Genomic DNA, 23,620 nt, shown 5'->3' with positions numbered 1-23,620 from the left:
TTCGTGTCATGCCCATTGAACATCTTATCCCGCCAGCCATTAGACGCAGGATATCCGTTCTTCGTTTCACATTTTTTTCTGACATTAAAAGGATACCGTATCAAACCGGGTCTCCAAAATATGAGATACCAAATATAAGAATAACACAAACTTGTAAAAACGAAAAATGAATATCAAAGACAGCCGCCCACCAGGCGGGCTGAAGTTATTGTATGCAAAGGGTTTGAAAAACTTGAAGGTTTTTTTCGGCTGATGCAAAAAAAGGACTGGAGTGATCCAGTCCCCATATGCGTAATTTTTAAATTCCCGCCCAGACATCTTTTGCATAAATGCCTTTTGTCTGGAGATCCAAAAGCCACTCTTGTGCTTGCCGTTCATCTGTTCCGTGAGCCGACTGATATGCTTTTTGCAGCGTTTCCTCTACATCAGGCGCCATCTTGCTTCCGTCGCCGCATACGTATAGATGCCCTCCCCTGTCAAGGATCGAAATTAAAGTTTCGGCATCTTCCGCCATTAAGTGCTGCACATACGTTTTCGGTACGCCTTCTTTGCGGGAGAAAGCCGTATGAAGCGTCACGATTCCGTCTTTTTCATAAGCTTCAAGCTCGTCACGGTAAATAAAATCATAATCGTTTCTGCATCCGAAGTAGAGATGGGCCTCCCCCAGCTCTTTTCCTTCTCCTTTTAATGCCGCCCGCGCCTGCAAAAATCCGCGGAACGGGGCGACTCCTGTGCCCGGACCGACCATAATAATCGGTTTTTCCGGATCTTCCGGAAGCCGGAATTTTGTTTCCGGCGTGCGGACAAACATCACGATACCATCGTCAGGACTGCGATCCGCCAAATAGTTCGAAGCGACTCCGCGATACTCCCCCAAACCGCTGCGGGCGGGGCCGCGAACGACGCCGACGGTAATTGAAGCCTGCCCGGGATGTTTCAGCGGCGAGCTTGAAATCGAATAATAACGCGGTTTCAGCGGACGCAAAAGCTCCAAAAATCGTTCAAACGGAAGCTCACACGCTTCATATTTTTCAAGGAGATCGAGCATTGAGACGCGCAATGTCAGGATTTGCTCCTGATAGACACCCTCCTCAAGAAGACCTTCCAATTCATGTTTGTGCGGCGGGCAGACAGTATAAGCGGCCATTTCACGGATTTGAGCTCTTGATGCCGCTTCCTGCAATTCGACGCAGCTGCTCAGAAGATCGTGCAGCCTGACCGGCCGATCGAGCGGGAGATGAGCCGCGCTCTGTCCGCTGGCCGTCAGCAGCACTTGGTCGTTGCCGTTCAGATTGTACCGGCGGAGAACACGGCTGACCTGCTCTTTGCTGTTTACAGGCAGAACGCCGAGATGATCCCCTTCATTGTAAGCAGCCTCCTTCGGCAGAATGATTTCAATATGCCTTGTGCTTCTATCGCTTTCCGGCGCTTGGAGCTCCCTGTTTTCCGCAACGGATGCGTAAACCGCTTCATACGTCTGAGCCAAGGGAGAGCCGCCAAGCCCGCTCACAAATTGAAGGCCCAGCGTACTCCGCTCTTTTTCGGCATTTTCATTCAGCTTGAGACCGAACGCTTTCATGGCGTCCTTCCACATACTTTTTTTCCATTCATCAAGCTTTCCTTCAAAATCGCCGCTGACATCACCTTCACCTCGTGAGGAAAAGCGTTCCGCCCCTTTTTCAGCAAGCTTTTCATCAATAAGTCTCGGAACGGCCTGATATGTCGCCGCCCAGTTATGATCACCGCAGCCGAAGACGGCATATCGGACGCCTTCCAATTCCCCTTGTTTGACTTCTTCAAGCCATTGAACGAATTGTCCGGCGTTACTCGGAGGCTTTCCGTTATAAGAGGACGTAATGATCAAGAGAGCTCCTTCTTTCGGCAATTTTCCGATCCGGTCATTCAAAGGTGCCGTTTCAGTCCGGACGCCGTGCATCCCGGCAGTATCGGCAAGCTCCCACGCAACGCCTTCTGCGGTTCCCGTATCTGAGCCGTACAGAATCAGAAGCGGTCGGTTGTCAAGCCCGATAATGGAAGCGCCTTTTGTCTCCTGTTTTTCTTTTGTTACGTCTTCCGCCGCTTTTTCAGCCGCCGTGAAAGCCGCCGGAACGGCTTCTTTGCTCCGCGGCCGCACCCGGATATGAAAGTCGTTGGGCTTGAGCGTTAACGTCTGTTTAATATCCAGCTCATAATCGGTATGGTCTGTAAAGGTAAAATGCTGAAGAATCATCCCCAGTACAAGAGTCGCTTCATGCAGCGCGAACTGCATGCCGATACACGCCCGCTGACCGTTTCCGAACGGCTTGTACGCATGGTGGGGCACTTGATCAGGATGTTCAAACCGCTCCGGATAAAATTCCTCCGCATTGTCTCCCCACGCGTCTTTATCACGATGAAGCTGAGGAATTAAGACGGAAATTCTGTCTTTTGTCGTGATCGGATATTTCCCGCCGATCACCGTATCCTCTTTCGCATAAAGACTGAACGCAGGCGCGGTCGGCCATAAGCGCAATGACTCCTGCAAAATCATCCGGATATAGGTAAGCTCCAGCACTTGTTTATACGAAGGAACGGGATCGGTCAATACCCGATCAGCTTCCTCATAAGCTTTTTCCAAAACGCGGGGATGCTTCAGCAGAAAGTAGATGGCAAAGGAAAGCAGGCCGCTTGTCGTTTCATGGCCGGCAATTAAAAACGTGATGATTTGAAAGCGGATATTTTCATCATCAAGTTTTTCACCTGTTTCCGGGTCTTCAACATTCAGCATCCTGGCCAGCAGATCTTTTTCATCCCGGCCGCCGTCTGACCTGCGCTCTGCGATAATACTGTCTACCAACGAAAACATCGCCTGAATATCATGATGAAATTGGCGCTTCGTCCTGATCATGAGCTTATCCTGAACATCAAGACGCTGCATTTGGTGCATCGCTTCATCAAGTGCGCGCACCATGCTGTTAATAAACGGATGAGGCGTTTCTCTGTAATAGCTGTTAAACCGATAGTTAAAACCGCACAGTCCGATCGTATCGAGCGTCAGCCGGGTCATATCAGCAGGCACATCAACGGCCTCATCAGGATTCAGCCTTGCCCATTTTTGAATCAGCTGCACCGCGATATCAGTCATCATCGAATGATAATCTTTCATCGCGCGCTTGCTGAAGGTCGGCATCAGAATATTGTGCGCCTTTCGCCAGTTAGGCTCGTGCGTCCAGCTTGTAAACAGCCCGTCACCGGAAAACGCGCGGACTTTTTCCAAAGCCCCTTCAATACTTTTATCAAACCGCTCTTCGTCACAAACCTCTTTCACCAGTTCATGGCCGGACACGACGATAATGGTGCCCGCCGGTGTATGCAGCTGAAAAATGGGCCCCTGCTCTTTGGCCAGTTTGATAAGCGACATTGTGGGCTTGTCTTTATCAAGCAAAGGGAGATTGCCGAGCGGCCCGAACGTCTTCGGCTTCGGAATCGGACTTGTTTCCTTCATTTACAACACCCTTTCTTAAACGTTGATGCGTTCCTTCCAACTACAGTGCCCTTTTCACCGGCCGATTATCCGCCAGGACGGATCAATCCTCTGATTGACGATCGATTACGGTTTTTTCTATACTGGAGAGGCTTGTCAAATACAGAAATAAGGTGAGTTCACATATGGATTTTGAAATCAAGTTTTTATCGTTTTATGTCATTCAAGTGGAAGGAAAAGACGATCAGGCAAACAAACAGTTCAAACATTTCCAGACGCTTGATACGGAAGAATTTGAAGAAAGCGAGCTGAAGGATTTTCTTGACGGGGAATTGAAGAAAATCGTCAAACGGAAAGCCGAACGGCACCCGCAATCAGAGCAGGTCCCCACAAAAATCGGCCATTTTATCACGGAGCCGGGTCATGAGCTTGATTCAAATCCGAATTACAACCTTTTCAACCGCGCCCGGCTTGCGGATACGAAGGAAGCATTTATAGAAGCAAGTGAGCAGTTCGTCCGCACGTACCTCGATACAAGCGCCGTTCGCGGCGGTGTTTTCATTGTGGCATCGGCCGTGCCCCGCAAATATTTTGAGGACAAATTCGTCTTTATGATGAAATGCGATTTCGAGCCGAAGGTCGCCCGCATCTCAGACGCCGCGTCTCTCATTAAAAAAGTCGAAATGGCCATCACGACAAAGAATATGAAAAGCATTCAATATCCTTATATGCCGGAAGAAGGCATGACCGAAGAGCACGAGCTGAAAATCCATCAGGCCTCGCACGCCCGTTATTTCGAGGATTTTCTCAAATTTGTCGAATACGGCGAATCGATGCCGGAAATCATGAAAAACCAAGTCATAAACATGGTGCAGGAACACGTGTATGAAACCTTTGAAGAAAACAGTGAAGAGCTTCAGCAGTTTGAGCACGACATCGAAATTTGGGAAGCGAGTGAAAAGCGGGAAATTCAGGAGCGCCTCGACACCCATCAAGTCATCGAGGCATCCGCGCAGATCATTGAGCATACGCCTGAGGCCGAGCTGAAAATGAAAGTCGGAGAAACAGAGATTAAAGGACTGCTGGCCGATTTCGGCGAATCCATCCATCTCGCGAAAGTGAACGGACGCTATGTCGCGCTCATTGAAGCAGAAACGATTTCGTTTGAAAAAGGCAGTTCACCGGTGGAGTTTCACAAGCCTGAGGGGCTGCATGAGGTGATTGAGCGGATCCGGAATAAATCTGAACAAGACTGACAAAAGTCCAGACGCCATGTTCTGGACTTTCTTTATTTAATAAGGCTCTTTGAGCAGCCGATGGCATTCACCGATGATGTCTTGGACACCGGGTGTTCCCTTTATCTCGCGGCGGACGATTTCAGATGACAGATTCTGTATCTGTAAAGCCCGCTCCGCCCGTCTTTCGAAGTATGCTTGAAATGCAGTTTCATGGTTTTCATCATTTTGCAGTTCTTCACTAAGAACGATCGCGTCTTCAATCGCCATCGCCGCTCCCTGCGCCAATGTCGGCGCTCCTGCATGAACGGCATCCCCGCCCAGAACGACGCGGCCTCTGTGCCACGGTTCTTTGACCGCCATCTGCTCAATTTTATGAAACAAAACAGGATATTCCTTTGACATATTCCCTGTCACAAACTTCACTCCCGGAAATCCGTGCAGCAGGTCTTTCACCCGTTCAAAACGTGTATCCTCGTCATCCGTACAGTCAGCGTCATACGGCCGGATGATAAATACGTATCCTGTTTTTTCGGACAGCGGCACGACACCGACCTGCGTCTGCCCCTTTTTATACATCAGTGTCGAATCATGAAAAACCCGCTCGGGAAAAGAGATGAAAAATCTGTGCGCTCCCATGCCGAGATACTCCGTTTTCACTTCTCTTTGCAGCATTTGATCACGGACAACAGAGCGGATGCCGTCAAAGCCGGCGAGAATGTCCGCCGTCATCACGGTTCCGTCTGCGAAATGCACCGTTATTTCATCCGCCGTTTCTTCGTAAGACACGACTTTTTTCCCCAGCAAAATCGTGGCCCCCGCCGCTTCAGCATGCTTTCTGAGGATATCATTTAACGTTTGCCGCAATATATTATTCCTCCCCGGCAATGAATCATCTAAAAACGCCTCTCTCACTTTAAACAATAACGACCCGTTTTCATCATGCTGCTTCAGCCATTCCGTTTGAAAACCGTTTTGGCAGCATTCTTCATACACACCGATTTCACGCAGCACCCCGAGCGCATTTTGAGGCTGGAGAATGCCCGCTCCGCTTTTACGCATTTCAGAAGCCGCCTCGCAAAGGGTCACTTCAAACCCCGCTCTCCCGAGAGAAATCGCTGCACACAGGCCGCCGATCCCACCGCCCGCTATGATGATCTTTTTCACTTCATGGTTCATTACGATACCGCCTTCTTATTTATTATCTATTAACTATTAGCCACATTACTATATTGGCTGAAAAACTGTCAATCTTTATAGGTTGCCTTTTGAATCCGGCAGGCTTATACTTTGAATCACTAAAATGGTACGGAGGCTTACAAAAATGGAGTTGAGACATTTGCCGGATTACTCGCAGATTGCCGGACACGCTGAGATTTACGCCGATATGGATGCTGAATCATTGAAAACATTTTTGACGTTATTAGATATGTCGAAAAAAATGAATCAGGTCATGGAGCATTATTTCTCAAGTCATGGACTGTCCGAAGGCAAATTCAAAATTTTGATGTTTCTGTTTGACGCGCCCGGCCACAGCCTGAGTCCGACGGAGCTGGCGAAAGAATCCAATGTCACCAAAGCGACCATTACTGGATTGATCGACGGACTTGCCCGGGACGGCTTTGTGAACCGCAGGCGGCATACCGGCGACAGACGAAAAATCAGCATCGACCTGACCGAGGAAGGAAAAGAAAAGCTGATGCGGTTTCTTCCCGGTCATTTCTCCAAAATTTCAGGTGCCATGGAAAGCTTCACCGCAGAAGAAAAAGCGGAATTGACAAAAATGCTTGAAGTTCTATTTGATAAGCTTCTGCTGTTTTCCGGCGGCAGAACATAAAAAGGCGCCCCTTTTAGAGGGCGCCTTTTCCGTGCGATTAATCATCACTGTTTAAAATTCCGAAAAACCGGAGCAGGTTGATAAACAGGTTGATAAAGTCGATATAAAGCGTCAATGCCATCAAAGGAATCAAATCCGCCGTGATGTCCCGGTGTTTGATCTGGTTCAGATCGTATAAGATGTACATTGAAAACACAATCGTGCCGATGACGGAATACGCCATCATGGCGGCGGAATTCAGCGGGCTGAAAATATTAAAGATCCCCACCGCGAGAAGCGCGATAACAGCGACAAGCAAGAAGGACCATAAAAACGACAAGTCCTTTTTCGTCTTAGCGCCGATCGTGCCGAGCACCGCAAAAATCACAAATGAAGAGCCGAATGCCTCCAATACGACATAGGCGCCCGCTGCGGACGCATAATGGCTGATAATCGGAAACAGCGTCATTCCTGAAATGAAAGCGAATGTAAAGACAAACGCATATCCGACGGCTTTTTTACGGCGCAGCCAAAACGCGGCGAAGATCATGATAACCTCTAAGACCGACAGCGGAAGCATCAATGCCGGCGGAATGAACTGGCCGGTATACAGGCCGATTGTCGCAACTAACAGCGTAAACACAAATACCGTTATAATGCGCTGCATAATAGATTGTTTGCTCTCATAAGCAGCAGTTTGCATGTCAAAAGTCCTCCCAAAAAATGATCGTGATAGGTCTATTATAAATAAAATGGGAGAAATTTGCATGATTTTAAGAAGATTTTAAGGATATTCAAGCCTGGCGTTTTGCTGCGCACTCCTGCATATCCATGAAATCATGCAGTTTTTTCGTCAATCCCCCGTGCCCGAATCGGATATTCCCCTTCTGTCCCGGCGTTTTCGCAAAATCGAGAAACGCCAGCACATAAAGACGCCTGACGGGAATGGGAATGATGCCCGCATCATAAAACCAGCCGTCAATTGTGTTCAGCACTCCTTTGTTAATGCCGTATTGCTTCGTGCACCAATGCAGAAAGCGCACTTCAGGCAAGTGCAGATACCGGCTCTCCCGGAAAGGGACAGTTGAATGCTTCATATGTACCGCCTCCTGTCATCGGCTGTTTTTTAAGATTGCTGTTTAGCTTCTTTGCTCTTCAGGGAAAAGCGGTATTTCTCCACCTTATCAATTTGTGTTACTTGGGAATTATGAACCGTAATCTGAACAGTCCCGAAATCGATCGTTTCCAGCGCACTGATAATCTTTTCAATCACATGCGGATCTACGCTTCCTTTGGACGTCATCATGCTCCCCCTTTATGTCTGCCCGTTCGTCTTTTGACAATGGCTTTTTAATTCATACTATTCTGATAAGAAATATACACTTATACTATTATGTTTTCTTTCAGAAATCAATAACATTTACACAATTTTTGGATTTGATTTCTCCACTCTTTTCCTGCTTAAAAAAGAAAATCAGTTGACTGGCGGCCAGCTTTCGTTTGTGTACGATCAGCTATTTGTGCCGGTTCGATGTGCTGCCTAATTAAGTTTTTGAACATTTAAATTTCCCGCCATAAAAAAAAAGCGCCCCGCCTCTGGCCGGAGCACCTTTTTCTCACACTTTTGTTTCCTCAATAATACATGTGACACCCATGCTGGCGAGCGCTTGCTCCAGGCTGCCGTATGTTTGATACTCTGAAAAATCAAGTCCCAATTGGATTGAAGTCTGTGCCACATCAGGCCGAATGCCGGAAAATACTGTTCTGATGCCGAGGAGAAATAACGTTTTCGACAGCATGTACAATTGCTGCGCCACCATCGTATCGACAATGGGCACACCGGACAGATCAATCACAAGGTTTGTGATCCGTTTTGCGACACAGTTTTCCGGAACTGTCTCCAAAATCACACGCGCCCGTTCCGTATCAATCGCACCGATGAGCGGCAAGGTGCCGATCGTATCCGCAATCAAAATAACCGGACAGCTCAATTCGGAAATAAGCTCCTGCTGAGATGACAGCCTCGAAATCATTAATATCTGATACTGTTCGGTAAAATCCGTCATCAGCTGATCAATTGAGCCGTTGACAAGGTGATTCCAGCGGCGGGCATCCTCGCTTGTTACGATGTCCTGATGCTCATCCATAAAACGGGTGACCGCTTCCCAAAAGACGGTTCTTGAATTGCCGATCGCCTCAACGACCTCATGAACCTGAGCGTCCTGCTCCACTCTGCTTTTCGCTACCTGTGCGGCCCATTTTTCTTTGTTCTGCTGAAAAACGGCCGGATCTTCCAGCAAAGCGCTGGCGATGGTTGTGTTCGTAAACGTATGCTGCTCGATCAGCAGTTGTTTCTTTTCTTCACTTAATTGATCCTCGGAATAAAACCGCCCTCTCAGCTTCCGTCTCAGCTTGAGCCATTTTTCCGTCAGCTCGGCCGAATGTGTAATGATATAATCATGAAGTAATTGGTCTTTGTTCACTGCCGTCTCCTCTTTCAAGATATGTACTTTTATAAATTATAAATCGGAAACGCCGTTCGTACTAGAGGAATTAAAAAAAGCCGGCACATTGAAGCTTTTGGTTGCTTTTTTCGGTTGCGGGATACAATATAAAAAGAAATGAAACAGGAGGTCGTAAAATGATTAAAAAAATCGCGACAGTCGCCGTATACACTAATGATCAGCAAAAAGCGAAAACATTTTGGACGGAAAAAGCGGGGTTTGAAACCGTCGCTGAGCATCCGATGGGCCCGAACGCCTTTTGGCTTGAGGTAGCGCCTAAAGGAGCCGGCACTCATTTGGTTATCTATCCGAAAGCGATGATGAAAGGAGCCGAGCATATGAAGGCTTCTATCGTATTTGAGTGCGAAGATGTGTTTGCCGCATACGAACAGATGAAAAAGAACGGCATCACCTTTTTAGATGAACCGAAACAAATGGAATGGGGCACCTTCGTGCAATTTAAAGATGAGGATGGGCATGTTTTTCTCCTCAAATCGTAATCAGGTGTCTCAATTGACTTTGAGAATCATTTTCATTTAAAATAAAACGTGAAAATGATTGGAGAGATGCCAGATGTTCGTGCAAATCAGAAAAATGACCGTAAAAGAAGGACATGCCGACAAAGTGATCGAACGATTCAGCTCAGAAGGCGTGATTGAAAAGCAGGAAGGTTTGATAGACGTAACGGTTCTGGAGAAAAAAGTCCGCCGCGGCGATGAAGAAGTCGTCGTGTTAATCCGCTGGGAGTCAGAAGACCATTGGAAGCAATGGGAAAAAAGCGAAGACCACATCGCGGCCCACAAAGCAAACCAAGGCAAGCCGAAACCCGATTATATGCTTGGGACGGATGTCGGTATGTATCATGTCAAAGCCGTTAAAACAGGCGTGTACGGAAAATAATAAAGAGCATTTGCCCCAGGGCAAAGCTCTTTTTATTTTTTCTCCTCATATGGAAGGACGAACAGCGGTTTATCATGCTTCCATTCCGCATAAAATACATCCTCCGTTCTTTTGATGTTCTGCTTTTTCAGGTCCTGAATCAGCTGTTCTTCTTTCACCCCGGCTTCTTTCAGATTTTCATACAGCACTTCACCGTCAATGATCAGTGTGACCGGTAAAGAGACCTGCTTCGGCTTGATTTGCATGTCGCCGTTTTTCGTCGTGTCATACGGAAATTTCGGCAGGACACTGACCATCCCGTTTGTTTCTAAAATCGCGTATTCAGCTTCCTGTATGGAAAAGCAATTCGCCTGTCTGAGAAGGCTTTGCAGCTGATTAATATCCAGTTTATTCTTTTTCAGCACATCATATTTCAGTTTTCCTTTATGGATAACAATATTCGGCTCGCCTTCCAACAGCTTTCTGGAGCTTTTGACTTTCTGCGTAATCAGTTCGATGAAATAAATTAAAATACCCCATAACAGAGAAGCAAAAATGATTTCGACGATCCTGACGCCTTTATCATACACCGCATTTCCGACCAATTCTCCGAGGATGAGCGCGGAAATAAAATCAAACGGCGTAATCTGCGAGAATTGAGTTTTTCCCAGCAATTTTAGAATCACAAATAAAATACCCAAACCGCATACTAATTCCCAAGCCACTGTAAATAAATGTCCCATATCTGCACCTTCTTCTTAAAAGTCATTACCATTATGGACATTCGCCTGTTTTCTATACAGCGGCTGACAAACACAAAAAAACGCAGCCGAGGCCGCGTTTCTCTATTTCTGTTTAATGTTTTTGATTCGATCTCACGACCCTAACGCACGCCTCAGCGGCATAACCGGCGGCCGCTCCGAAACCGGCAAACATCGCGGCAAGCCCCAGGCCCATCCCTTCCCAGCCGCCGACACCGACCATACTGTAAACAACCGTACCAAATGCAGCAAGGCCGAGCACCGCCAAAAGACATTCGGGCCACATCTTTTTCGGCCATTTCTTACGGAGTAAAGCAGATATCCCAAAATTAAGACAGAACGCGGCCAGACAGATCAGATAAAAATACCACATGTCTTTTGCACCTCCGTCGTGAGGAGCTTTTTATTTGCTCATCTCTTTTTCAAATAAATGATAACCTGACGCCAATCCCTTTGATTCATATCCCATCCCGCTGTAAAAAGACTGAAGCGCCTTATTTTCGGACACGCAATCGAGCCGGATTTTCGTTTTTCCCGGACAAGACACACCCGTCTCCGCCCATGTCATAATCGTCCGTCCGAGCCCGGCGCCTGCAAACCGCCTGTCAATCGCCAGCCGGTGCAGATACACGGACTCTCCGTGGCCCTCATCGCCCCAAAGACGTCTGTCCCACTCGCTTGCTTCGGGAAGCAGCATGACGACGCCGGCCAGCTCTGCTTTCTGCCTGAATAAAAAAACATGTCCTTGGGCGATCGCCTTCCGCATATTGTGGGTATCTTCCCCCTGTAAAAGGCCGCTCCACTGGCTTGACCCTTTATCCCGAAGCCATTCTGCCGCTGACACGAGCAGATCCATGACCTCTTTTGCATCATCCTTCCGGGCGGGGATGACCCGGAATGCCCCCGCCGTCTCCTCCGTGATCGTAAATGGTGTCATAAAAGCCTCCTGTAATCAGAATATTCGACACCTTTATTATAGACCAAGCGCAGGACGGAAAAAAACAGCCGTCATGTTTGAGGGCCGTTTAAAAAATCTTCTTCTTATCACGTTCTTCTTTTAAAATCTCAACCGCTTCCCTGAAGCGCATGGAGTGAACGATTTCACGCTCACGCAGAAAACGGAGTGAATCATTCAGATCAGGGTCATCGGAAATATCAATAATCCATTGATACGTCGCTCTCGCCTTTTCTTCAGCCGCAATATCTTCATATAAATCAGCGATCGGATCACCCTTCGCCTGTATGTAAGACGCTGTGAACGGAACTCCGGCCGCATTGTGATAAAACAGCGCGCTGTCATGGTTGACGTAATGATCGCTGAGCCCTGCATCACGCAGCTGCTGCGGGGTCGCATCTTTTGTCAGCTTATAAATCATCGTCGCAATCATTTCTAAATGCGCAAACTCCTCCGTGCCGATATCCGTCAATAGGCCGATCACTTTATCAGGAATCGTGTAGCGCTGGTTTAAATACCGGAGCGCTGCGGCTAATTCGCCGTCAGCCCCGCCGTATTGTTCAATCAAAAACTTAGCCAGCATCGGGTTGCATGTGCTCACTTTAACCGGATATTGCAGCTTTTTTTCATATACCCACATTTACAGATCCCTCCTTATACTTGCCATGGCCAAGGACCGCGGCTCCAATCCCACTGCGCGTCGACCTGACTCACGCCGAATTGCAGAAGCGGTCCGTACTCAGGCTCAAACCGCTTTCTCAGCTGCCTTGAGTACCGGGAATATTCATGAAACTGCTGAAGCGCGAGGCGGTCGTGTGGATGCGTATCCAGATAAAGCGTCAGCTCCACCAGCACAAAGTCCGCCGCCTGGATTTGCTCCAGCAGCCGATAGTATTCATCATCAATCTTTTTCGCCATATTCGATTCCCCCCCGATAAGGATTATCATAGAAATCGTAAAGATCCTTCCAAAGGGTCCCTTTTTTCAATGCCTCCATCGGAGAAAACTGCTCCAAGTGATACGGCTGAAACCGCATATAAAGATGCGGCGGCGTTCTGAAGTATTTTCTCCCGATCGGCGGGCAGGGATCAAACCGGCTGTGGAAGGGCTTATAAGATTTGACCGGTGTAAACGGCTGATTTTCTTTCATTACGATCCTCCTTTCCTAAACACATGACCTTAATAGGTATGAATCCGTATCAGCTTTTATGCTCCGCAAGAAATAAAAAAAGCCCGTTAAAAACGGACTCAAGGTAACGCTCCGGAATTTGAAGTGAAAAAATCACAATGAAAACTCTGATTGAAAACGCTGATAATGTGTCAACGTATATTCCGTAATTTGCTGATCATATTCAGGATATTCATATCTCAATAAAACAGCGACTGACTTTGAATATGCTCTAAAGAGACCCTGACAGTCAAACAATGCCTTCCACACGCTTTCATAAGTATTGCCGACAAAAGTATTCAGCAGGATTTCCCAATCTTCCGCATTCATGTATTTTTGAATATACTTATAATTCTTCCCTACACTTAATGAAAACTGATTCTCTATCCCGATCTTCCACGCAATCATACGCAAAACATTAGGCCTTAGAATGTCATTCATATGATCCAGCGCAAACAGTATTTCTTTACGCATTAATCCTTTAATCACATAGGTTGAAACCATCCAAAATTCATTGCAGCAATCATCAAACTCTCTGGGAGTCGGTTTCTTTATATGATATTGTTCATCACTTGCAATAATCTTGCGCTTGATCCGGTCATCCTTGTCTAATAATATTTCCGCCAAACCATCACTCTGTGTAAAATAATGCTCTGTTTGATTTACAGGGATCAAAGTTAAATCGATTTTATGATGATCTTTAAAAAGCATTAAGTAGGAGAACCAGTCTCCGAGTTCTGGAGGGAAAAGTTCCATATCTTCAGGTTTTTGCATCATCATTCTTTCGCCAAACTGATCCAGCCAGCTTTCGTCAGATGTGAAGGAGTCCATATCGGTCACAAAATAAGAAATATCATAGTCTTGAAATCTGTCTCTCGGTACATTTTTATTGGTTCTTGATCCTTCCAAGGTCACAAGCCGGATTCGCTCGTCCTTCATCGCAATATCAAGAATCAATTTCATCATTTCGTTTTCACTTCTCACATGTAAAATCTCCCGCATAAAGAGAGCCTTTAGGGATGCTGTAAACGGCAGTTAAAATTCATAAAGAAAAAGTTTGTGAGCTTGCTTATAATTTACAGAAAAGCCCTATGTACTCGTGATTTTGCTCAATCGTAACACAGCTGCAAGAACATGAGTAGGGCACTCCTGCTGCTCAAGAGTGCCCTTCTCTTATGGTCAGATATATTGGCTGTCCCGATGATGATGATGGAACGGGTAGCCGCCGTAGCCTCCGCCATAGCCGCCAAAACCGTACCCCGGATATCCCCCGAAGCCTCCGTAGCCGCCAAAACCGCCGTAACCCCCGTAACCGCCAAAACCGCCAAAACCGTACCCCGGGTAGCCGTAGCCTCCGCCGAAACCGTACCCCGGATAACCTCCGAAGCCTCCGTAGCCGCCAAAACCGTACCCCGGGTAGCCGCCTCCGAAGCCTCCATAGCCTCCGCCGTAGCCTCCGCCGTAAATCGGTCTTCTTTCATTCATGATTTATCGCTCCTTCACATAGGTTACAGTCCAGCTTATGACATCAGGAACGAAACGTATGGGCATCCGCCCATTTTTAACGAAATAATCAAAAAACGCTTTACGGAGGAATCCGATACAGGGCGGCCGCACAGGCAAAATAAAAAGCCGGAACATGCACGGTCCCGGCCTTTTCGTCTTTATTCGCCTAAATCTACATTGTGATAAACCTGCTGTACGTCTTCCAGGTCTTCCAGCACATCAATCAGCTTTTCAAATTGAGCTTTCGCATCTTCCGGAAGCTCGATTTCATTTTGCGCAAGCATCGTCAGCTCCGCAACTGTGAACTCTTCAACGCCGGCATTTTTGAATGCCTCCTGCACGGCATGGAATTGATCAGGCTCGGCATACACGATAACACTGTCATCCTCTTCTAAAATATCGCGAACGTCCACATCAGCTTCCATCAGCAATTCCAGCGCTTCATCCGCCGTCTTGCCTTCAACACCGATAACGGCGGTCGCATCAAACATGTAAGCGACAGACCCGCTCACACCCATATTTCCGCCGTTTTTTCCGAATGCGGCGCGCACTTCAGGCGCCGTGCGGTTTACATTGTTCGTTAACGCATCAACAATGATCATTGAACCGTTCGGCCCGAAACCTTCGTAACGCAGCTCGTCAAAGTTCTCCTCCGCGCCGCCTTTCGCCTTTTCAATCGCACGCTCAATAATATTTTTCGGCACACTGTACGTCTTCGCGCGCTCAAGCACCACTTTTAAAGCCTGGTTCGATTCCGGATCAGGCTCGCCCTGTTTTGCCGCCACATAAATCTCACGGCCGAACTTCGCGTAAATCCGGCTCGTATTTGCGTCCTTTGATGCTTTCTTTTCTTTAATATTGTTCCACTTACGGCCCATTTTGTTCCACTCTCTTTCACGAATTGAATCTGTATGATAAATACTCTGTTTCTATTATACCTCAGCGGTTGGGTTGTTTCGAGTGTAAGACTTTAGAAAAAGCAGGGACGCTTAAAATAGCCGCGGCGCACTAAGCCGAATCTGAGGGTTACTGTACAAAACATAAAAAGCCTCCCTTCATACAGGAAGGAAGTCGCAAGCCAAAAGATTCATTTTATTCTTATTACCTATTTCCTACACTGTATATCCCGACTCACGTGGTAAAATTTTGATATCGAACAAAAGAAAGGATATGGTCATGAAAGTTTTCGAAGCAAACAGCCTACTGGCCGCCGCCAAGCAGCGTGCGAGTGAATACAAAGAACTCCGCGGCCAAATGGTCAATCTAAAAAAAGCCTTCCAAGGCATGGCTGATCTCGGTGACGGCGATTTCTCTGGCCGGGGCGCAAATAACATTAAAGCTTTTTTCAAGGACCACGCCGGCGTCACAGACAGCTGGCTTGATCTGATCGATATGAAAATCGCATTTCTCACAAGCCTTCCCGGCAAAGTCGAAAATGCCGAACTTTCCAATTCGCATGTGGAGGAATCATTTCTGGAGCACGAGCTTACCCACGCCCTCAGAAAATCAAAGGCGATTATGGAAGAGCAGAAAAAAGACATGCGCTCCATCCTCGGAGAGATCGAAGACATCATTTCGCTCGAATTGTTTTCAACCGAGAGCACAGATCAGAAGCTTTCCTCAGCTGACAAAAAAAGAAGCGAAACCATACATAAGCTCGGCAAGCTCGATCACGATCTAACGAAAGAATACGCAGAAACCGAAGCGAACGAACAGTTCATCAAAGCCGACTTTCAGCAGCTTCAAAATGCCACGGGCAAAGGAAAAAGCGCCACGCCGCTTCATTACAACGCCAAAGCATACCGAGAAAGCGACATCCATAAGAAAAAAGGCGAGATTGCAAGACATTCGGATGCTTATTTGACGATTAAGAAGGAAGAAGCGAAAGAGCGGGGAGATTGAAAAACTGAAAGAAAGATTGAAAAACTATGATTATGCGAATGCCGATGAATTCTATGAAATGGCCAAAACGATCGGCTATAAAAACCTGACAAAAGGACAGCAGCGCTACTTCACTCAAATTGAAAACACGCGTGAACTCACAGACGGTTTCAAAGGCGTTGCCGTCGGCCTTTATGATTCCGGAAAAGACGCGGTCACAGGCCTGTGGGATATGGTCACAGATCCGGGCGGAACCGTTAAAGCCATTACAGGAGCGGTGGCTCACCCGATCAAAACGTATGAAGCCATTTCAGCCGCAATTGAAGAATCGTACCAAAAAGACATGGTCAACGGTGACACCTACTCAAGAGCAAGGTGGGTGTCATATGCGGTGGGCACAGTTGTGACATCAGTTGTCGGCACAAAAGGCGTCGGCGCCGTCTCAAAAACAGGCACAGCAGCCAAAGTGACGACCAAAGTCAAAGCAGCAGCAAGCAAATCAGCAACAGCTCAAAAAGCCATAACGGTCTCAAAACAAACCGTTGATCACATCAAGCAAAAGGTCAACACAGGCATTGAAGTATCAAAAAAGCGCGTCAAAACCAAGTTGAATCAAATCGGAGATCTCACTCTAGCTGATATTCTCCCGTATCATCCGCGTCACGACTTAGTACCGGCAGGCGTCCCTTACAACGCAGTCAACGGGGTCACACTTAAAGAGGGACTGCAAAAATTCGCCAAGGTCATCCTCCCGAAACCGTACGGAACCTCCGCAAGCGGCAGACGGACACCGGCACCGCATGTACCGCCGGTAACGGTCAAATACGGCGAGCATTTTGCGAAATGGACCAGAAAGAAAGTATTGAAACCGAATGTCATCTACAAAACAAAAGAAGGCTACACGTACACCACTGACAACTATGGTAGAATTACAAGTGTCAAAGCAGACTTGCAGCTGGGAGAAGCAAAACGCAACCAATATGCACAGTCAAAAGCAGGTAAACCAGACCGTCTGACAGATGACGACGGAGGCCACCTAATCGCCACTCAATTCAAAGGCTCAGGCCAATTTGACAACATCGTGCCGATGAATTCTCAGATTAATAGGAGCGGCGGGAAATGGTATAAGTTAGAACAGGCATGGTCGCAAGCGCTTAAAGAAGAGCCTCCAAAAAAGGTTACGATCACAATTGAAAATGTGTATGAGGGTGATTCGTTAAGACCCACTTTATTTGATATAACATATAAAATTGGAGAAGAAAGAACAAAGAGCATCACAATTAGAAACCAAATTGGAGGCTGATGAAAATGGAAACTTCAAAAATGGAACAACTATATCAAAAGATTGCTGAAAAAATAAATGATATGATTCCCTCCGAATGGATGAGGGTTACTTTATATGCCGAAATTTTGGACGACTCCAGAGAAGTTTATTTTTTCTTTAACACACAAGAAGACGAAGAATATATTTATTCACACGATATTCCAGAACATTTTCAAGTAAGTAATCGAATTTACAAAAATATGCTACTAGACCTTCAAGATTTATTTGATGAATTAAGGGATGAATTTAAAAAGCAATCTTCAGATATTTGGACTAACCTCACACTAAATTTAGATAGAAACGGTGAATTCTCAATCGATTATGATTATGAAGATGTACTCGCTTCAAAATATACTGATACTGAGCGACAAGTAATTTGGGAATATAAGCACTTGGGAATTACGCCAATAAGCGAGAGCAGCAGAAAGTTCCTTGAACAATATCTAAATGAACAATGAAAAAATTGGTGAACTATATCAAAAGATTGCTGAACATCTAAATGAAATGATTCCATCTCAATGGGAAAAGATCATTTTATATGCTGAAATACTTGAGGACTCAGCGGATATATACTTTTATTTTACAACACCAAATAACAGTGATTATTTATTTTCTCATTATATACCTGAACACTTTGATGTGAGTGAAGAGATTTACGATCAACTGCTAATTGAACTTCAAGAGCTATTTGAAGAACTAAAAGAAGAATTTAAACTAGGCAACCAAGATATTTGGACTAATCTCACTTTAAAATTAGAAAACACCGGAAAGTTTTCAATTGATTATAATTATGATGATGTTTTATCCTCTGAACTTGATGACCTTCAAAGACGAGATGTTTGGAAATATCAAAATTTAGGGATATTGCCTAAAGATGAGAACGATAAAGAATTTGTAATAAACTACTTCGGTCTATAAATCAAAAAAATGGCTCAGCCCTTCTCTGCTGGGCTATTTTTGATAACTAGGATTTCTCGATGGCTGGAGGTGAAAGATTGGAGACTAAAAAAACGCAAGATTTGTACCAGCTTATTAGTCAGAAATTAAATGACATCATACCTTGTGAATGGACAAAAATTTACCTTTATGCAGAAGTATTAAATGACTCTACCATGGTTCTTTTTTACTTCAGAACACCAGAAAATAATCAAATTATTTATTCACAAGATATACTTAGCCATTACAGCGTAAGTAAAAATGTCTTCAAAACTTTATTAAGGGAAATCCGTGAAATTTTTGAGGAATTAAGAGTTGAGCACAAAAATAATATTGATCAGGTCTGGACTAACTTACATTAACATTGGAGAGCAATGGTCAATTCTAACTTGATTATAATGATGACGATATTTTGGCATTTGAGTTAGATGGGGATCAAAGAATTGCATTAAGGGAATAAAAACCCTTGGAATTTTGCCTGTAGACGAGGAAGAAGAGGATTTTTAATTACTTATCTAAATCAATAATAAAGACTGGAGGCATCATGAAACTGCAAAAATGGGTGAATTATATCAACAGATAGCTGAAGGCATTAACGAAAAAATCATTCCTTCTGGATGGTAAAAGGTCTTTCTTTATGCGGAAATTCTCGACGATTCATCTGAGGTTTTCTTTTATTTTAATACCCCCCAAAGTGAGGATTATATCTATTTTCAAAACATTCCAGAACATTTTCATGTCAATGAGGGGCTGTTATTTGACTTACATAACGTATTCAAGTTTTCTTTCAAAACAGGCAGCACCCCATAAACGGATGCTGCCTGTTAAATCCTTATGTATAGTCTGAAGAGGTCATTTATTTTGTTTTTTAAATATGAAAATAGATATGACGGTAAATATGATAGCTGTAATAACAATGATCCATAAGCTTGCAGCCGTACTGATAAAATGGCCGTTTAACTTGTAGACGATCCCGTAATGCTTTTCATATTCCTGTATTTGGTCCGCAGAAGCATGTTTAAATACTTTATCAACCGAGTCCGTCATAAACGCTTTTCTGAACAGAACAGCGGTGTGGCTGATAGGGAAATACATAATAATCTTCTGTACAAACACCGGTACGCCGCCGATCGGTACATATACTCCGCATAAAAAACCGATGGCTGTTCCGACGATCGTACTTAACGTTGAAAATGCATTTTGTGTGTGAATAAACAGCGTTAAAAATAAATTAATGGAGCTTGACAAAGCAACTGAAAGAATGATGATACCCAATACTTCAAGTATATCAGCTCCGCTTAAAAGCTTGCTGCCTGTTGAAACGAGAAAAATTTCACAGCCTAAAAAGGCGATGAAGGAAAAGATCAAGCCGATAACAAATGAATGAATGACGTAGCTCAATTGAATGGTCGCTCTGGATAAAGGAGCTGTTAAAAAGTCATACGTTCTCTTGCTTTCTTTATCTTTCACCATAATTCCGAAAGCGCCTAAAGTCGTTGTTACAGCTGTAATGGACAGCAATCCCGCCACCATCCATTCGTTCACCATGGCTTTGGAATCATCTGTCGAACCAACCAGCGCCTTAATGGCGTCCAGCTGTGTCTGCTGCAAGAACACGGCATATAACAGAATGACGATAAATACTGACAGCAGAGAAAGAAGCAAAAGCGTTCGATCACGGAAGTAGATTTTTATGTTTCTGCTGATTAAACTGGATAAAGACTTCATTTACGCAATGCTCCCCTTTACTGGCAAAGTGCTTCCTTGTTCTTCGATAATATGGATAAACACATCATCCATATTCCCTTTGATCACCTCGAAAGATTCGACTTTTCCTTCAAGACTTTTCAAAATGTCAAACGCATGGAGAGTGGACTCTACACGAAGAGAATAAATAGAGTTTTTAACCGTAAAGGCCAGTTGTTTACTTTCAAACCATGCCGTCGGATCAACGTCTTGCTTAAACAAAATATGCAGACTGTCAAACGCATATTGATCTTTCAGCTGACTCGGTGTGCCCTCTGCAATCAGCCGTCCTTCTTTGATGACCACAACGTTATCAGCCACAGCGGCCTCTTCCATGTAATGGGTCGTTAAAAAGATCGTCATGTTTGTTTCTTCCTGCAGCCTTTTAATCGCATTCCAGACAAATACCCTCGTTTGCGGGTCAAGACCTGTCGTAGGCTCATCTAAAAATAATATGGTCGGTTTATGGATGATGGCGCGGGCAATATCCGCTCTTCTTCTTTGTCCGCCTGACAAATCGCTGTATTTTTTCTCCTTAATATCATCCAATTTTAAATAGTCTGATACAAACTGATAGTTTTCCTGAACTTGTGCTTTGCTTAAATGATAATATTGTCCGCGATTCATGATATTTTCAAATACGGTCAATCGTTCATCCAAAATACTCTCTTGAAAGACAACCCCAATCTTTTTGCGGATATGATTGTTCTCTTTCCCCTCACCAAGCGTAAAACCGTCAATTACCACTTTTCCGGATGTCTTTTTGATCAGTGTACAGAGAATGTCAATAGTGGTTGATTTCCCCGCACCGTTCGTTCCCAGAAATGCAAACAGCTCACCGCGTTTGACAGAAAAGGATATCCCTTTAACTGCTTCAAATGATCCGTATTTTTTGCGCAGATCCGTTACTGTAATAATGTCTTGTTCTTCTCCCATTCTGTTCACCTCGAAAAGTAAGATTTTATGCCGTTGACCACTAACTTTATATCGACTTTGCCGCTAGGATTTTTCTCATTTTTATCCAACTTTATTATCTTTTTATAAATAATTATCTTGATTATGAAGGTATACGCACATAAAAAGGCTTCTTAAAAGAAGCCTTTTTATCGTTTTACGTTAATATTATGCTTTAATTCCCCAAGTCATTAACCATCGCCACTTTGTTGAGAAGCTTTGTAAGGATCTCCTGCACAAATAGATTTTTCTTTTTCTGCAAAAACGGTAGAAATTTTAGTCGCATTCGTTAAAAAGCCTTTAACAGTTATCGCAAAATCTTGCCTCCCTGCTCTTTTTAAAGGTATAAGATCATAGCGTGATGTTTTTCCCAATTCCGTTTTAATAAATAATTAAAAAAGGTTTCATTGGTGCTTATATGTGGCTTTTTCTTCAGCAACTAATGAAGACTTAAAGAACTCATTCTCTTTGTAATTCATTTGCATATGTTTCAGCCTTTTAAAAAAGTAATTTTCTAATTGTTTGTCTATACAATAAATAAAACAGCCTTTTTGTCCCCGGGTCATCAAAGTTCTGTATGTGTTGCGAATAATTTCGTCTGCAAGCTTCTCAGCTTCTTCTGAATTTTGCTTTAGCATTTTCTTCAAACCACGTAAGGAGGTATCTGTTTTCGCCCGCTTTGAATGATCAGTCAATACTACTCCATCCCTGCACACTAGATCATTTCCTATAATTACACCTACATAATCAAATTCCAAACCTTGGCATGTGTGTATACAACCTATTTCATTAATAGAATCTTCGCCAATTGCCCACGTGTCTGAGTTATTTAAATTCCAACTCATTCCGAATTGATATTCAGGAATCTCTATATCATGAAATTCTGTTTTAGCTTTTCCTTCCTTCACCCAATCCCAACAGTAACCAGCAACTATTCGAGCTTTATTATTAACTTTATTCAGATCTTCTATCTGTTTACGCAATTCATTTGGATTTCTATATATACGAAAATCGTAGTTCATTCCAATATAATTAGAATTCGCAGTTTCCCGAATTTGAAGAACATCATCTAACCAGCTTATATAACCATCTGAACCATTGCAACGAAACTGTGAATCCAGTTTCATATTTGTAACCTGAGCATCTAATTCTTTTGAGAATTTAAGGATTGTATCAGTACTGCCAATATCTTTTAACGTTACTCTTTGATGTTCATCTATGAAAAAAACAGAAAGTTTGGAAGCATTTATTATTTCCTTAATTTGATTTTCCCCAAGGTTATTAAATAAACCGGATTTCTCATTTAATCGATGCGCCTCATCAACAATTAAAACGTCAAATTCACCTGATGGAGCATTGACATAACTGCCCGATCCTTTAAATAAATTATCAATGTGCCCTTTCCGAAAGTTTTGTTTTAACTTAGTAGCATATACATTTCTGGGAGCTGCATTTTTTGTTACATATTGTGCAACGAGACTTCGGTTTGTTGCTTCTACTAATAAATTTACAGCAAGAACAGATTTTCCTGTACCTGGCCCGCCTTCTACAACTAAAACTTGTTTAGTGTTTGTACGTAATGCCTCATTCGCCAAATGTAAGGCCGTCTCATACACAACTTTTTGATTATCAATCATCATAAACTCTCGATTACCTTGAAGCATACTGTTTAACGAATCTTGAAGAGACTTTGAAGGCCGTATTCTTCCTTTATCTATTGTATATAGGATTTCTTTGCTGTCTCCATACTTAATATACTTTTTAATGAAATCACGAAGCTTACCTGAATCACCTTTGATAAAAACCGGAGCTTCTTTTATATAATATTCATATATTGAATCAGTTAATGGATCGTCTGTACCCTGATTCAAATAGTTATGTAAGTATGTACAAGGATATAGGTTGATATCTTCTTTTTGCGCATTTTCATTGTAATCCTTTATTAACGATGCGTATGACCAGGCTTGATAAGATGGATGGGTTGTTTCGCGAATTCCTTTATTTATAAACGTTTTAACGATGGCCTCTTTACTATCAATTTTCTCTACCTTCTCCCATTGTTTAAGTTCCACAATCACAACAGATGAACGATCATTCTTATCTGATCCAGATATAAGAAAATCAATACGCTTTGAAGTATTGGGTATTTTGAACTCAATAGCAATTCCTGCGTCCTTAGGAATTTCTCTATCACTTAATACCCTATACATATACTGCATAGAGTTATCCCAAGATCTAACCTCTCTCTCATTGATTTTGCCAATTTTATCATTGTAGTTTTTACAAATATTTGTTACCAACTTATCGTCAAACACATCACTTAAAAACTCTTCTTTTGTAGCTTCATAGACTATCATTGTTTCACCTTTTCATTAACTTTTTACGTTATCTCTATAATTCGCCACTCAAAATAACTAAATTGAGTTATATTGAGAATACCATTTTTCTTCAAATTAATCTGTTTTAATATGCTCTTTGTAATTAATAATTAA

At 44.0% G+C, this 23,620-nt stretch carries 25 protein-coding genes and 3 pseudogenes; 9 read left to right on the top strand and 19 right to left on the bottom strand.

The features are described 5' to 3' along the window. Nucleotides 1-298 precede the first annotated feature (298 nt). Nucleotides 299-3,484: a bifunctional cytochrome P450/NADPH--P450 reductase gene (locus ACW5MY_RS03835; RefSeq protein WP_013351327.1), complete on the bottom strand. Its 3,186-nt coding sequence runs from the start codon at nucleotides 3,482-3,484 to the stop codon at nucleotides 299-301. A 164-nt stretch (nucleotides 3,485-3,648) separates the two neighbouring features. On the opposite strand from ACW5MY_RS03835, the gene ACW5MY_RS03830 reads away from it, so the two are divergent. Then, nucleotides 3,649-4,719 carry a DUF3900 domain-containing protein gene (locus tag ACW5MY_RS03830; RefSeq protein ID WP_013351326.1) on the top strand — a complete coding sequence of 357 codons (1,071 nt, stop codon included), beginning with the start codon at nucleotides 3,649-3,651 and terminating at the stop codon, nucleotides 4,717-4,719. A gap of 36 nt (nucleotides 4,720-4,755) precedes the next feature. Here the strand turns inward: ACW5MY_RS03830 and ACW5MY_RS03825 are convergent, their stop codons facing one another. Further along, nucleotides 4,756-5,877 (bottom strand): FAD-dependent oxidoreductase, encoded by a 1,122-nt coding sequence (locus ACW5MY_RS03825; RefSeq protein WP_289394205.1) that lies wholly within the window; start codon nucleotides 5,875-5,877, stop codon nucleotides 4,756-4,758. A 145-nt stretch (nucleotides 5,878-6,022) separates the two neighbouring features. Between ACW5MY_RS03825 and ACW5MY_RS03820 the strand changes: the two genes are divergently transcribed. Next, nucleotides 6,023-6,535 (top strand): MarR family winged helix-turn-helix transcriptional regulator, encoded by a 513-nt coding sequence (locus tag ACW5MY_RS03820; RefSeq protein WP_013351324.1) that lies wholly within the window; start codon nucleotides 6,023-6,025, stop codon nucleotides 6,533-6,535. Between the two features lie 37 nt (nucleotides 6,536-6,572). Here the strand turns inward: ACW5MY_RS03820 and ACW5MY_RS03815 are convergent, their stop codons facing one another. The 4 genes from ACW5MY_RS03815 to ACW5MY_RS03800 form a co-directional block, all read right to left on the bottom strand. Beyond that, entirely contained in the window at nucleotides 6,573-7,217 is a 645-nt protein-coding gene (locus ACW5MY_RS03815; protein WP_013351323.1) for a Bax inhibitor-1/YccA family protein, read from the bottom strand. A gap of 91 nt (nucleotides 7,218-7,308) precedes the next feature. Continuing rightward, nucleotides 7,309-7,611, bottom strand: coding sequence for an FMN riboswitch-binding regulator RibR (gene ribR / locus ACW5MY_RS03810; protein WP_013351322.1), 303 nt, complete (start codon nucleotides 7,609-7,611; stop codon nucleotides 7,309-7,311). Between the two features lie 29 nt (nucleotides 7,612-7,640). Beyond that, a complete protein-coding gene (locus ACW5MY_RS03805; RefSeq protein WP_013351321.1) occupies nucleotides 7,641-7,817 on the bottom strand; it encodes a YezD family protein in 177 nt (58 codons plus the stop codon). Between the two features lie 313 nt (nucleotides 7,818-8,130). Continuing rightward, nucleotides 8,131-8,997, bottom strand: a complete 867-nt coding sequence (locus tag ACW5MY_RS03800; protein ID WP_013351320.1) for an STAS domain-containing protein — start codon at nucleotides 8,995-8,997, stop codon at nucleotides 8,131-8,133. A gap of 158 nt (nucleotides 8,998-9,155) precedes the next feature. Here ACW5MY_RS03800 and ACW5MY_RS03795 point away from each other — a divergent pair, with 158 nt between their 5' ends. Beyond that, complete coding sequence (locus tag ACW5MY_RS03795; protein WP_013351319.1) at nucleotides 9,156-9,518, top strand: VOC family protein; 363 nt, start codon at nucleotides 9,156-9,158, stop codon at nucleotides 9,516-9,518. 73 nt (nucleotides 9,519-9,591) lie between these two features. Then, a complete protein-coding gene (gene hmoA / locus ACW5MY_RS03790; protein ID WP_013351318.1) occupies nucleotides 9,592-9,918 on the top strand; it encodes a heme-degrading oxygenase HmoA in 327 nt (108 codons plus the stop codon). Nucleotides 9,919-9,950: 32 nt separating this feature from the next. Here hmoA and ACW5MY_RS03785 read toward each other — a convergent pair whose 3' ends face one another. The 9 genes from ACW5MY_RS03785 to ACW5MY_RS03745 all read right to left on the bottom strand — a co-directional run bounded on the left by ACW5MY_RS03785 (nucleotide 9,951) and on the right by ACW5MY_RS03745 (nucleotide 15,165). Beyond that, nucleotides 9,951-10,640: a DUF421 domain-containing protein gene (locus ACW5MY_RS03785; RefSeq protein WP_013351317.1), complete on the bottom strand. Its 690-nt coding sequence runs from the start codon at nucleotides 10,638-10,640 to the stop codon at nucleotides 9,951-9,953. Between the two features lie 112 nt (nucleotides 10,641-10,752). Then, the gene (locus ACW5MY_RS03780) at nucleotides 10,753-11,031 is read right to left on the bottom strand and encodes a YesK-like family protein (protein WP_013351316.1); all 279 of its coding nucleotides are present in this window, start codon (nucleotides 11,029-11,031) and stop codon (nucleotides 10,753-10,755) included. Between the two features lie 30 nt (nucleotides 11,032-11,061). Continuing rightward, nucleotides 11,062-11,595, bottom strand: coding sequence for a GNAT family N-acetyltransferase (locus ACW5MY_RS03775; RefSeq protein ID WP_013351315.1), 534 nt, complete (start codon nucleotides 11,593-11,595; stop codon nucleotides 11,062-11,064). 88 nt (nucleotides 11,596-11,683) lie between these two features. Next, on the bottom strand, nucleotides 11,684-12,253 hold the full coding sequence (cotJC, locus tag ACW5MY_RS03770) for a spore coat protein CotJC (protein WP_013351314.1): 570 nt from the start codon (nucleotides 12,251-12,253) through the stop codon (nucleotides 11,684-11,686). 14 nt (nucleotides 12,254-12,267) lie between these two features. Beyond that, nucleotides 12,268-12,531: a spore coat protein CotJB gene (gene cotJB, locus ACW5MY_RS03765; RefSeq protein WP_289394204.1), complete on the bottom strand. Its 264-nt coding sequence runs from the start codon at nucleotides 12,529-12,531 to the stop codon at nucleotides 12,268-12,270. Next, entirely contained in the window at nucleotides 12,515-12,763 is a 249-nt protein-coding gene (gene cotJA / locus ACW5MY_RS03760; RefSeq protein ID WP_013351312.1) for a spore coat-associated protein CotJA, read from the bottom strand. Before cotJA ends, cotJB begins: the two co-directional genes overlap by 17 nt. A gap of 132 nt (nucleotides 12,764-12,895) precedes the next feature. Then, the gene (ant(6), locus tag ACW5MY_RS03755; protein WP_013351311.1) at nucleotides 12,896-13,765 is read right to left on the bottom strand and encodes an aminoglycoside 6-adenylyltransferase; all 870 of its coding nucleotides are present in this window, start codon (nucleotides 13,763-13,765) and stop codon (nucleotides 12,896-12,898) included. Between the two features lie 195 nt (nucleotides 13,766-13,960). After that, nucleotides 13,961-14,266: a spore coat protein gene (locus ACW5MY_RS03750; protein ID WP_462061667.1), complete on the bottom strand. Its 306-nt coding sequence runs from the start codon at nucleotides 14,264-14,266 to the stop codon at nucleotides 13,961-13,963. A 179-nt stretch (nucleotides 14,267-14,445) separates the two neighbouring features. Beyond that, nucleotides 14,446-15,165: a YebC/PmpR family DNA-binding transcriptional regulator gene (locus ACW5MY_RS03745; RefSeq protein WP_014469866.1), complete on the bottom strand. Its 720-nt coding sequence runs from the start codon at nucleotides 15,163-15,165 to the stop codon at nucleotides 14,446-14,448. A 298-nt stretch (nucleotides 15,166-15,463) separates the two neighbouring features. On the opposite strand from ACW5MY_RS03745, the pseudogene ACW5MY_RS03740 reads away from it, so the two are divergent. The 5 genes and pseudogenes from ACW5MY_RS03740 to ACW5MY_RS03720 form a co-directional block, all read left to right on the top strand. Beyond that, nucleotides 15,464-17,471 (top strand): annotated as a pseudogene (locus tag ACW5MY_RS03740) (T7SS effector LXG polymorphic toxin). 5 nt (nucleotides 17,472-17,476) lie between these two features. Then, a complete protein-coding gene (locus ACW5MY_RS03735) occupies nucleotides 17,477-17,950 on the top strand; it encodes an antitoxin YezG family protein (protein ID WP_014472477.1) in 474 nt (157 codons plus the stop codon). Further along, nucleotides 17,940-18,410, top strand: coding sequence for an immunity protein YezG family protein (locus tag ACW5MY_RS03730; protein WP_014471547.1), 471 nt, complete (start codon nucleotides 17,940-17,942; stop codon nucleotides 18,408-18,410). The genes ACW5MY_RS03735 and ACW5MY_RS03730 overlap by 11 nt, the downstream gene beginning before the upstream one ends. Nucleotides 18,411-18,469: 59 nt before the next feature. Beyond that, nucleotides 18,470-18,935, top strand: a pseudogene (locus ACW5MY_RS03725) (TIGR01741 family protein). A gap of 51 nt (nucleotides 18,936-18,986) precedes the next feature. Next, nucleotides 18,987-19,208: pseudogene (locus ACW5MY_RS03720) on the top strand (immunity protein YezG family protein); the annotation flags it as partial. A gap of 72 nt (nucleotides 19,209-19,280) precedes the next feature. Here the strand turns inward: ACW5MY_RS03720 and ACW5MY_RS03715 are convergent. The 4 genes from ACW5MY_RS03715 to ACW5MY_RS03700 all read right to left on the bottom strand — a co-directional run bounded on the left by ACW5MY_RS03715 (nucleotide 19,281) and on the right by ACW5MY_RS03700 (nucleotide 23,485). After that, a complete protein-coding gene (locus tag ACW5MY_RS03715) occupies nucleotides 19,281-20,156 on the bottom strand; it encodes an ABC transporter permease (RefSeq protein WP_013351307.1) in 876 nt (291 codons plus the stop codon). Next, complete coding sequence (locus ACW5MY_RS03710; RefSeq protein ID WP_013351306.1) at nucleotides 20,157-21,110, bottom strand: ABC transporter ATP-binding protein; 954 nt, start codon at nucleotides 21,108-21,110, stop codon at nucleotides 20,157-20,159. Nucleotides 21,111-21,319: 209 nt separating this feature from the next. Continuing rightward, nucleotides 21,320-21,502, bottom strand: coding sequence for a hypothetical protein (locus tag ACW5MY_RS03705; protein ID WP_127721167.1), 183 nt, complete (start codon nucleotides 21,500-21,502; stop codon nucleotides 21,320-21,322). A gap of 30 nt (nucleotides 21,503-21,532) precedes the next feature. Continuing rightward, on the bottom strand, nucleotides 21,533-23,485 hold the full coding sequence (locus ACW5MY_RS03700) for a DUF2075 domain-containing protein (protein WP_289394202.1): 1,953 nt from the start codon (nucleotides 23,483-23,485) through the stop codon (nucleotides 21,533-21,535). Between the last annotated feature and the right edge of the window lie 135 nt (nucleotides 23,486-23,620).

Source organism: Bacillus sp. Bwzl_19, from assembly GCF_054900515.1.
Note: the sequence above shows the minus strand (reverse complement) of the source record. Positions and strands in the feature narration are given on the sequence as shown.

Excerpts from the sequence above, each read along its gene's own strand:
- ACW5MY_RS03785 (WP_013351317.1), bottom strand. The coding sequence starts at position 10,640 with ATGGGACATTTATTTACAGTGGCTTGGGAATTAGTATGCGGTTTGGGT.
- ACW5MY_RS03825 (WP_289394205.1), bottom strand. The coding sequence starts at position 5,877 with ATGAACCATGAAGTGAAAAAGATCATCATAGCGGGCGGTGGGATCGGC.
- ACW5MY_RS03835 (WP_013351327.1), bottom strand. The coding sequence starts at position 3,484 with ATGAAGGAAACAAGTCCGATTCCGAAGCCGAAGACGTTCGGGCCGCTC.
- ACW5MY_RS03735 (WP_014472477.1), top strand. The coding sequence starts at position 17,477 with ATGGAAACTTCAAAAATGGAACAACTATATCAAAAGATTGCTGAAAAA.
- cotJB (WP_289394204.1), bottom strand. The coding sequence starts at position 12,531 with ATGGCGAAAAAGATTGATGATGAATACTATCGGCTGCTGGAGCAAATC.
- ACW5MY_RS03700 (WP_289394202.1), bottom strand. The coding sequence starts at position 23,485 with ATGATAGTCTATGAAGCTACAAAAGAAGAGTTTTTAAGTGATGTGTTT.
- cotJA (WP_013351312.1), bottom strand. The coding sequence starts at position 12,763 with ATGAAAGAAAATCAGCCGTTTACACCGGTCAAATCTTATAAGCCCTTC.
- ACW5MY_RS03775 (WP_013351315.1), bottom strand. The coding sequence starts at position 11,595 with ATGACACCATTTACGATCACGGAGGAGACGGCGGGGGCATTCCGGGTC.
- ACW5MY_RS03780 (WP_013351316.1), bottom strand. The coding sequence starts at position 11,031 with ATGTGGTATTTTTATCTGATCTGTCTGGCCGCGTTCTGTCTTAATTTT.
- ACW5MY_RS03715 (WP_013351307.1), bottom strand. The coding sequence starts at position 20,156 with ATGAAGTCTTTATCCAGTTTAATCAGCAGAAACATAAAAATCTACTTC.
- hmoA (WP_013351318.1), top strand. The coding sequence starts at position 9,592 with ATGTTCGTGCAAATCAGAAAAATGACCGTAAAAGAAGGACATGCCGAC.
- ACW5MY_RS03815 (WP_013351323.1), bottom strand. The coding sequence starts at position 7,217 with ATGCAAACTGCTGCTTATGAGAGCAAACAATCTATTATGCAGCGCATT.
- ACW5MY_RS03745 (WP_014469866.1), bottom strand. The coding sequence starts at position 15,165 with ATGGGCCGTAAGTGGAACAATATTAAAGAAAAGAAAGCATCAAAGGAC.
- ACW5MY_RS03805 (WP_013351321.1), bottom strand. The coding sequence starts at position 7,817 with ATGACGTCCAAAGGAAGCGTAGATCCGCATGTGATTGAAAAGATTATC.
- ACW5MY_RS03830 (WP_013351326.1), top strand. The coding sequence starts at position 3,649 with ATGGATTTTGAAATCAAGTTTTTATCGTTTTATGTCATTCAAGTGGAA.
- cotJC (WP_013351314.1), bottom strand. The coding sequence starts at position 12,253 with ATGTGGGTATATGAAAAAAAGCTGCAATATCCGGTTAAAGTGAGCACA.
- ACW5MY_RS03750 (WP_462061667.1), bottom strand. The coding sequence starts at position 14,266 with ATGAATGAAAGAAGACCGATTTACGGCGGAGGCTACGGCGGAGGCTAT.
- ACW5MY_RS03710 (WP_013351306.1), bottom strand. The coding sequence starts at position 21,110 with ATGGGAGAAGAACAAGACATTATTACAGTAACGGATCTGCGCAAAAAA.
- ACW5MY_RS03820 (WP_013351324.1), top strand. The coding sequence starts at position 6,023 with ATGGAGTTGAGACATTTGCCGGATTACTCGCAGATTGCCGGACACGCT.
- ribR (WP_013351322.1), bottom strand. The coding sequence starts at position 7,611 with ATGAAGCATTCAACTGTCCCTTTCCGGGAGAGCCGGTATCTGCACTTG.
- ACW5MY_RS03730 (WP_014471547.1), top strand. The coding sequence starts at position 17,940 with ATGAACAATGAAAAAATTGGTGAACTATATCAAAAGATTGCTGAACAT.
- ACW5MY_RS03795 (WP_013351319.1), top strand. The coding sequence starts at position 9,156 with ATGATTAAAAAAATCGCGACAGTCGCCGTATACACTAATGATCAGCAA.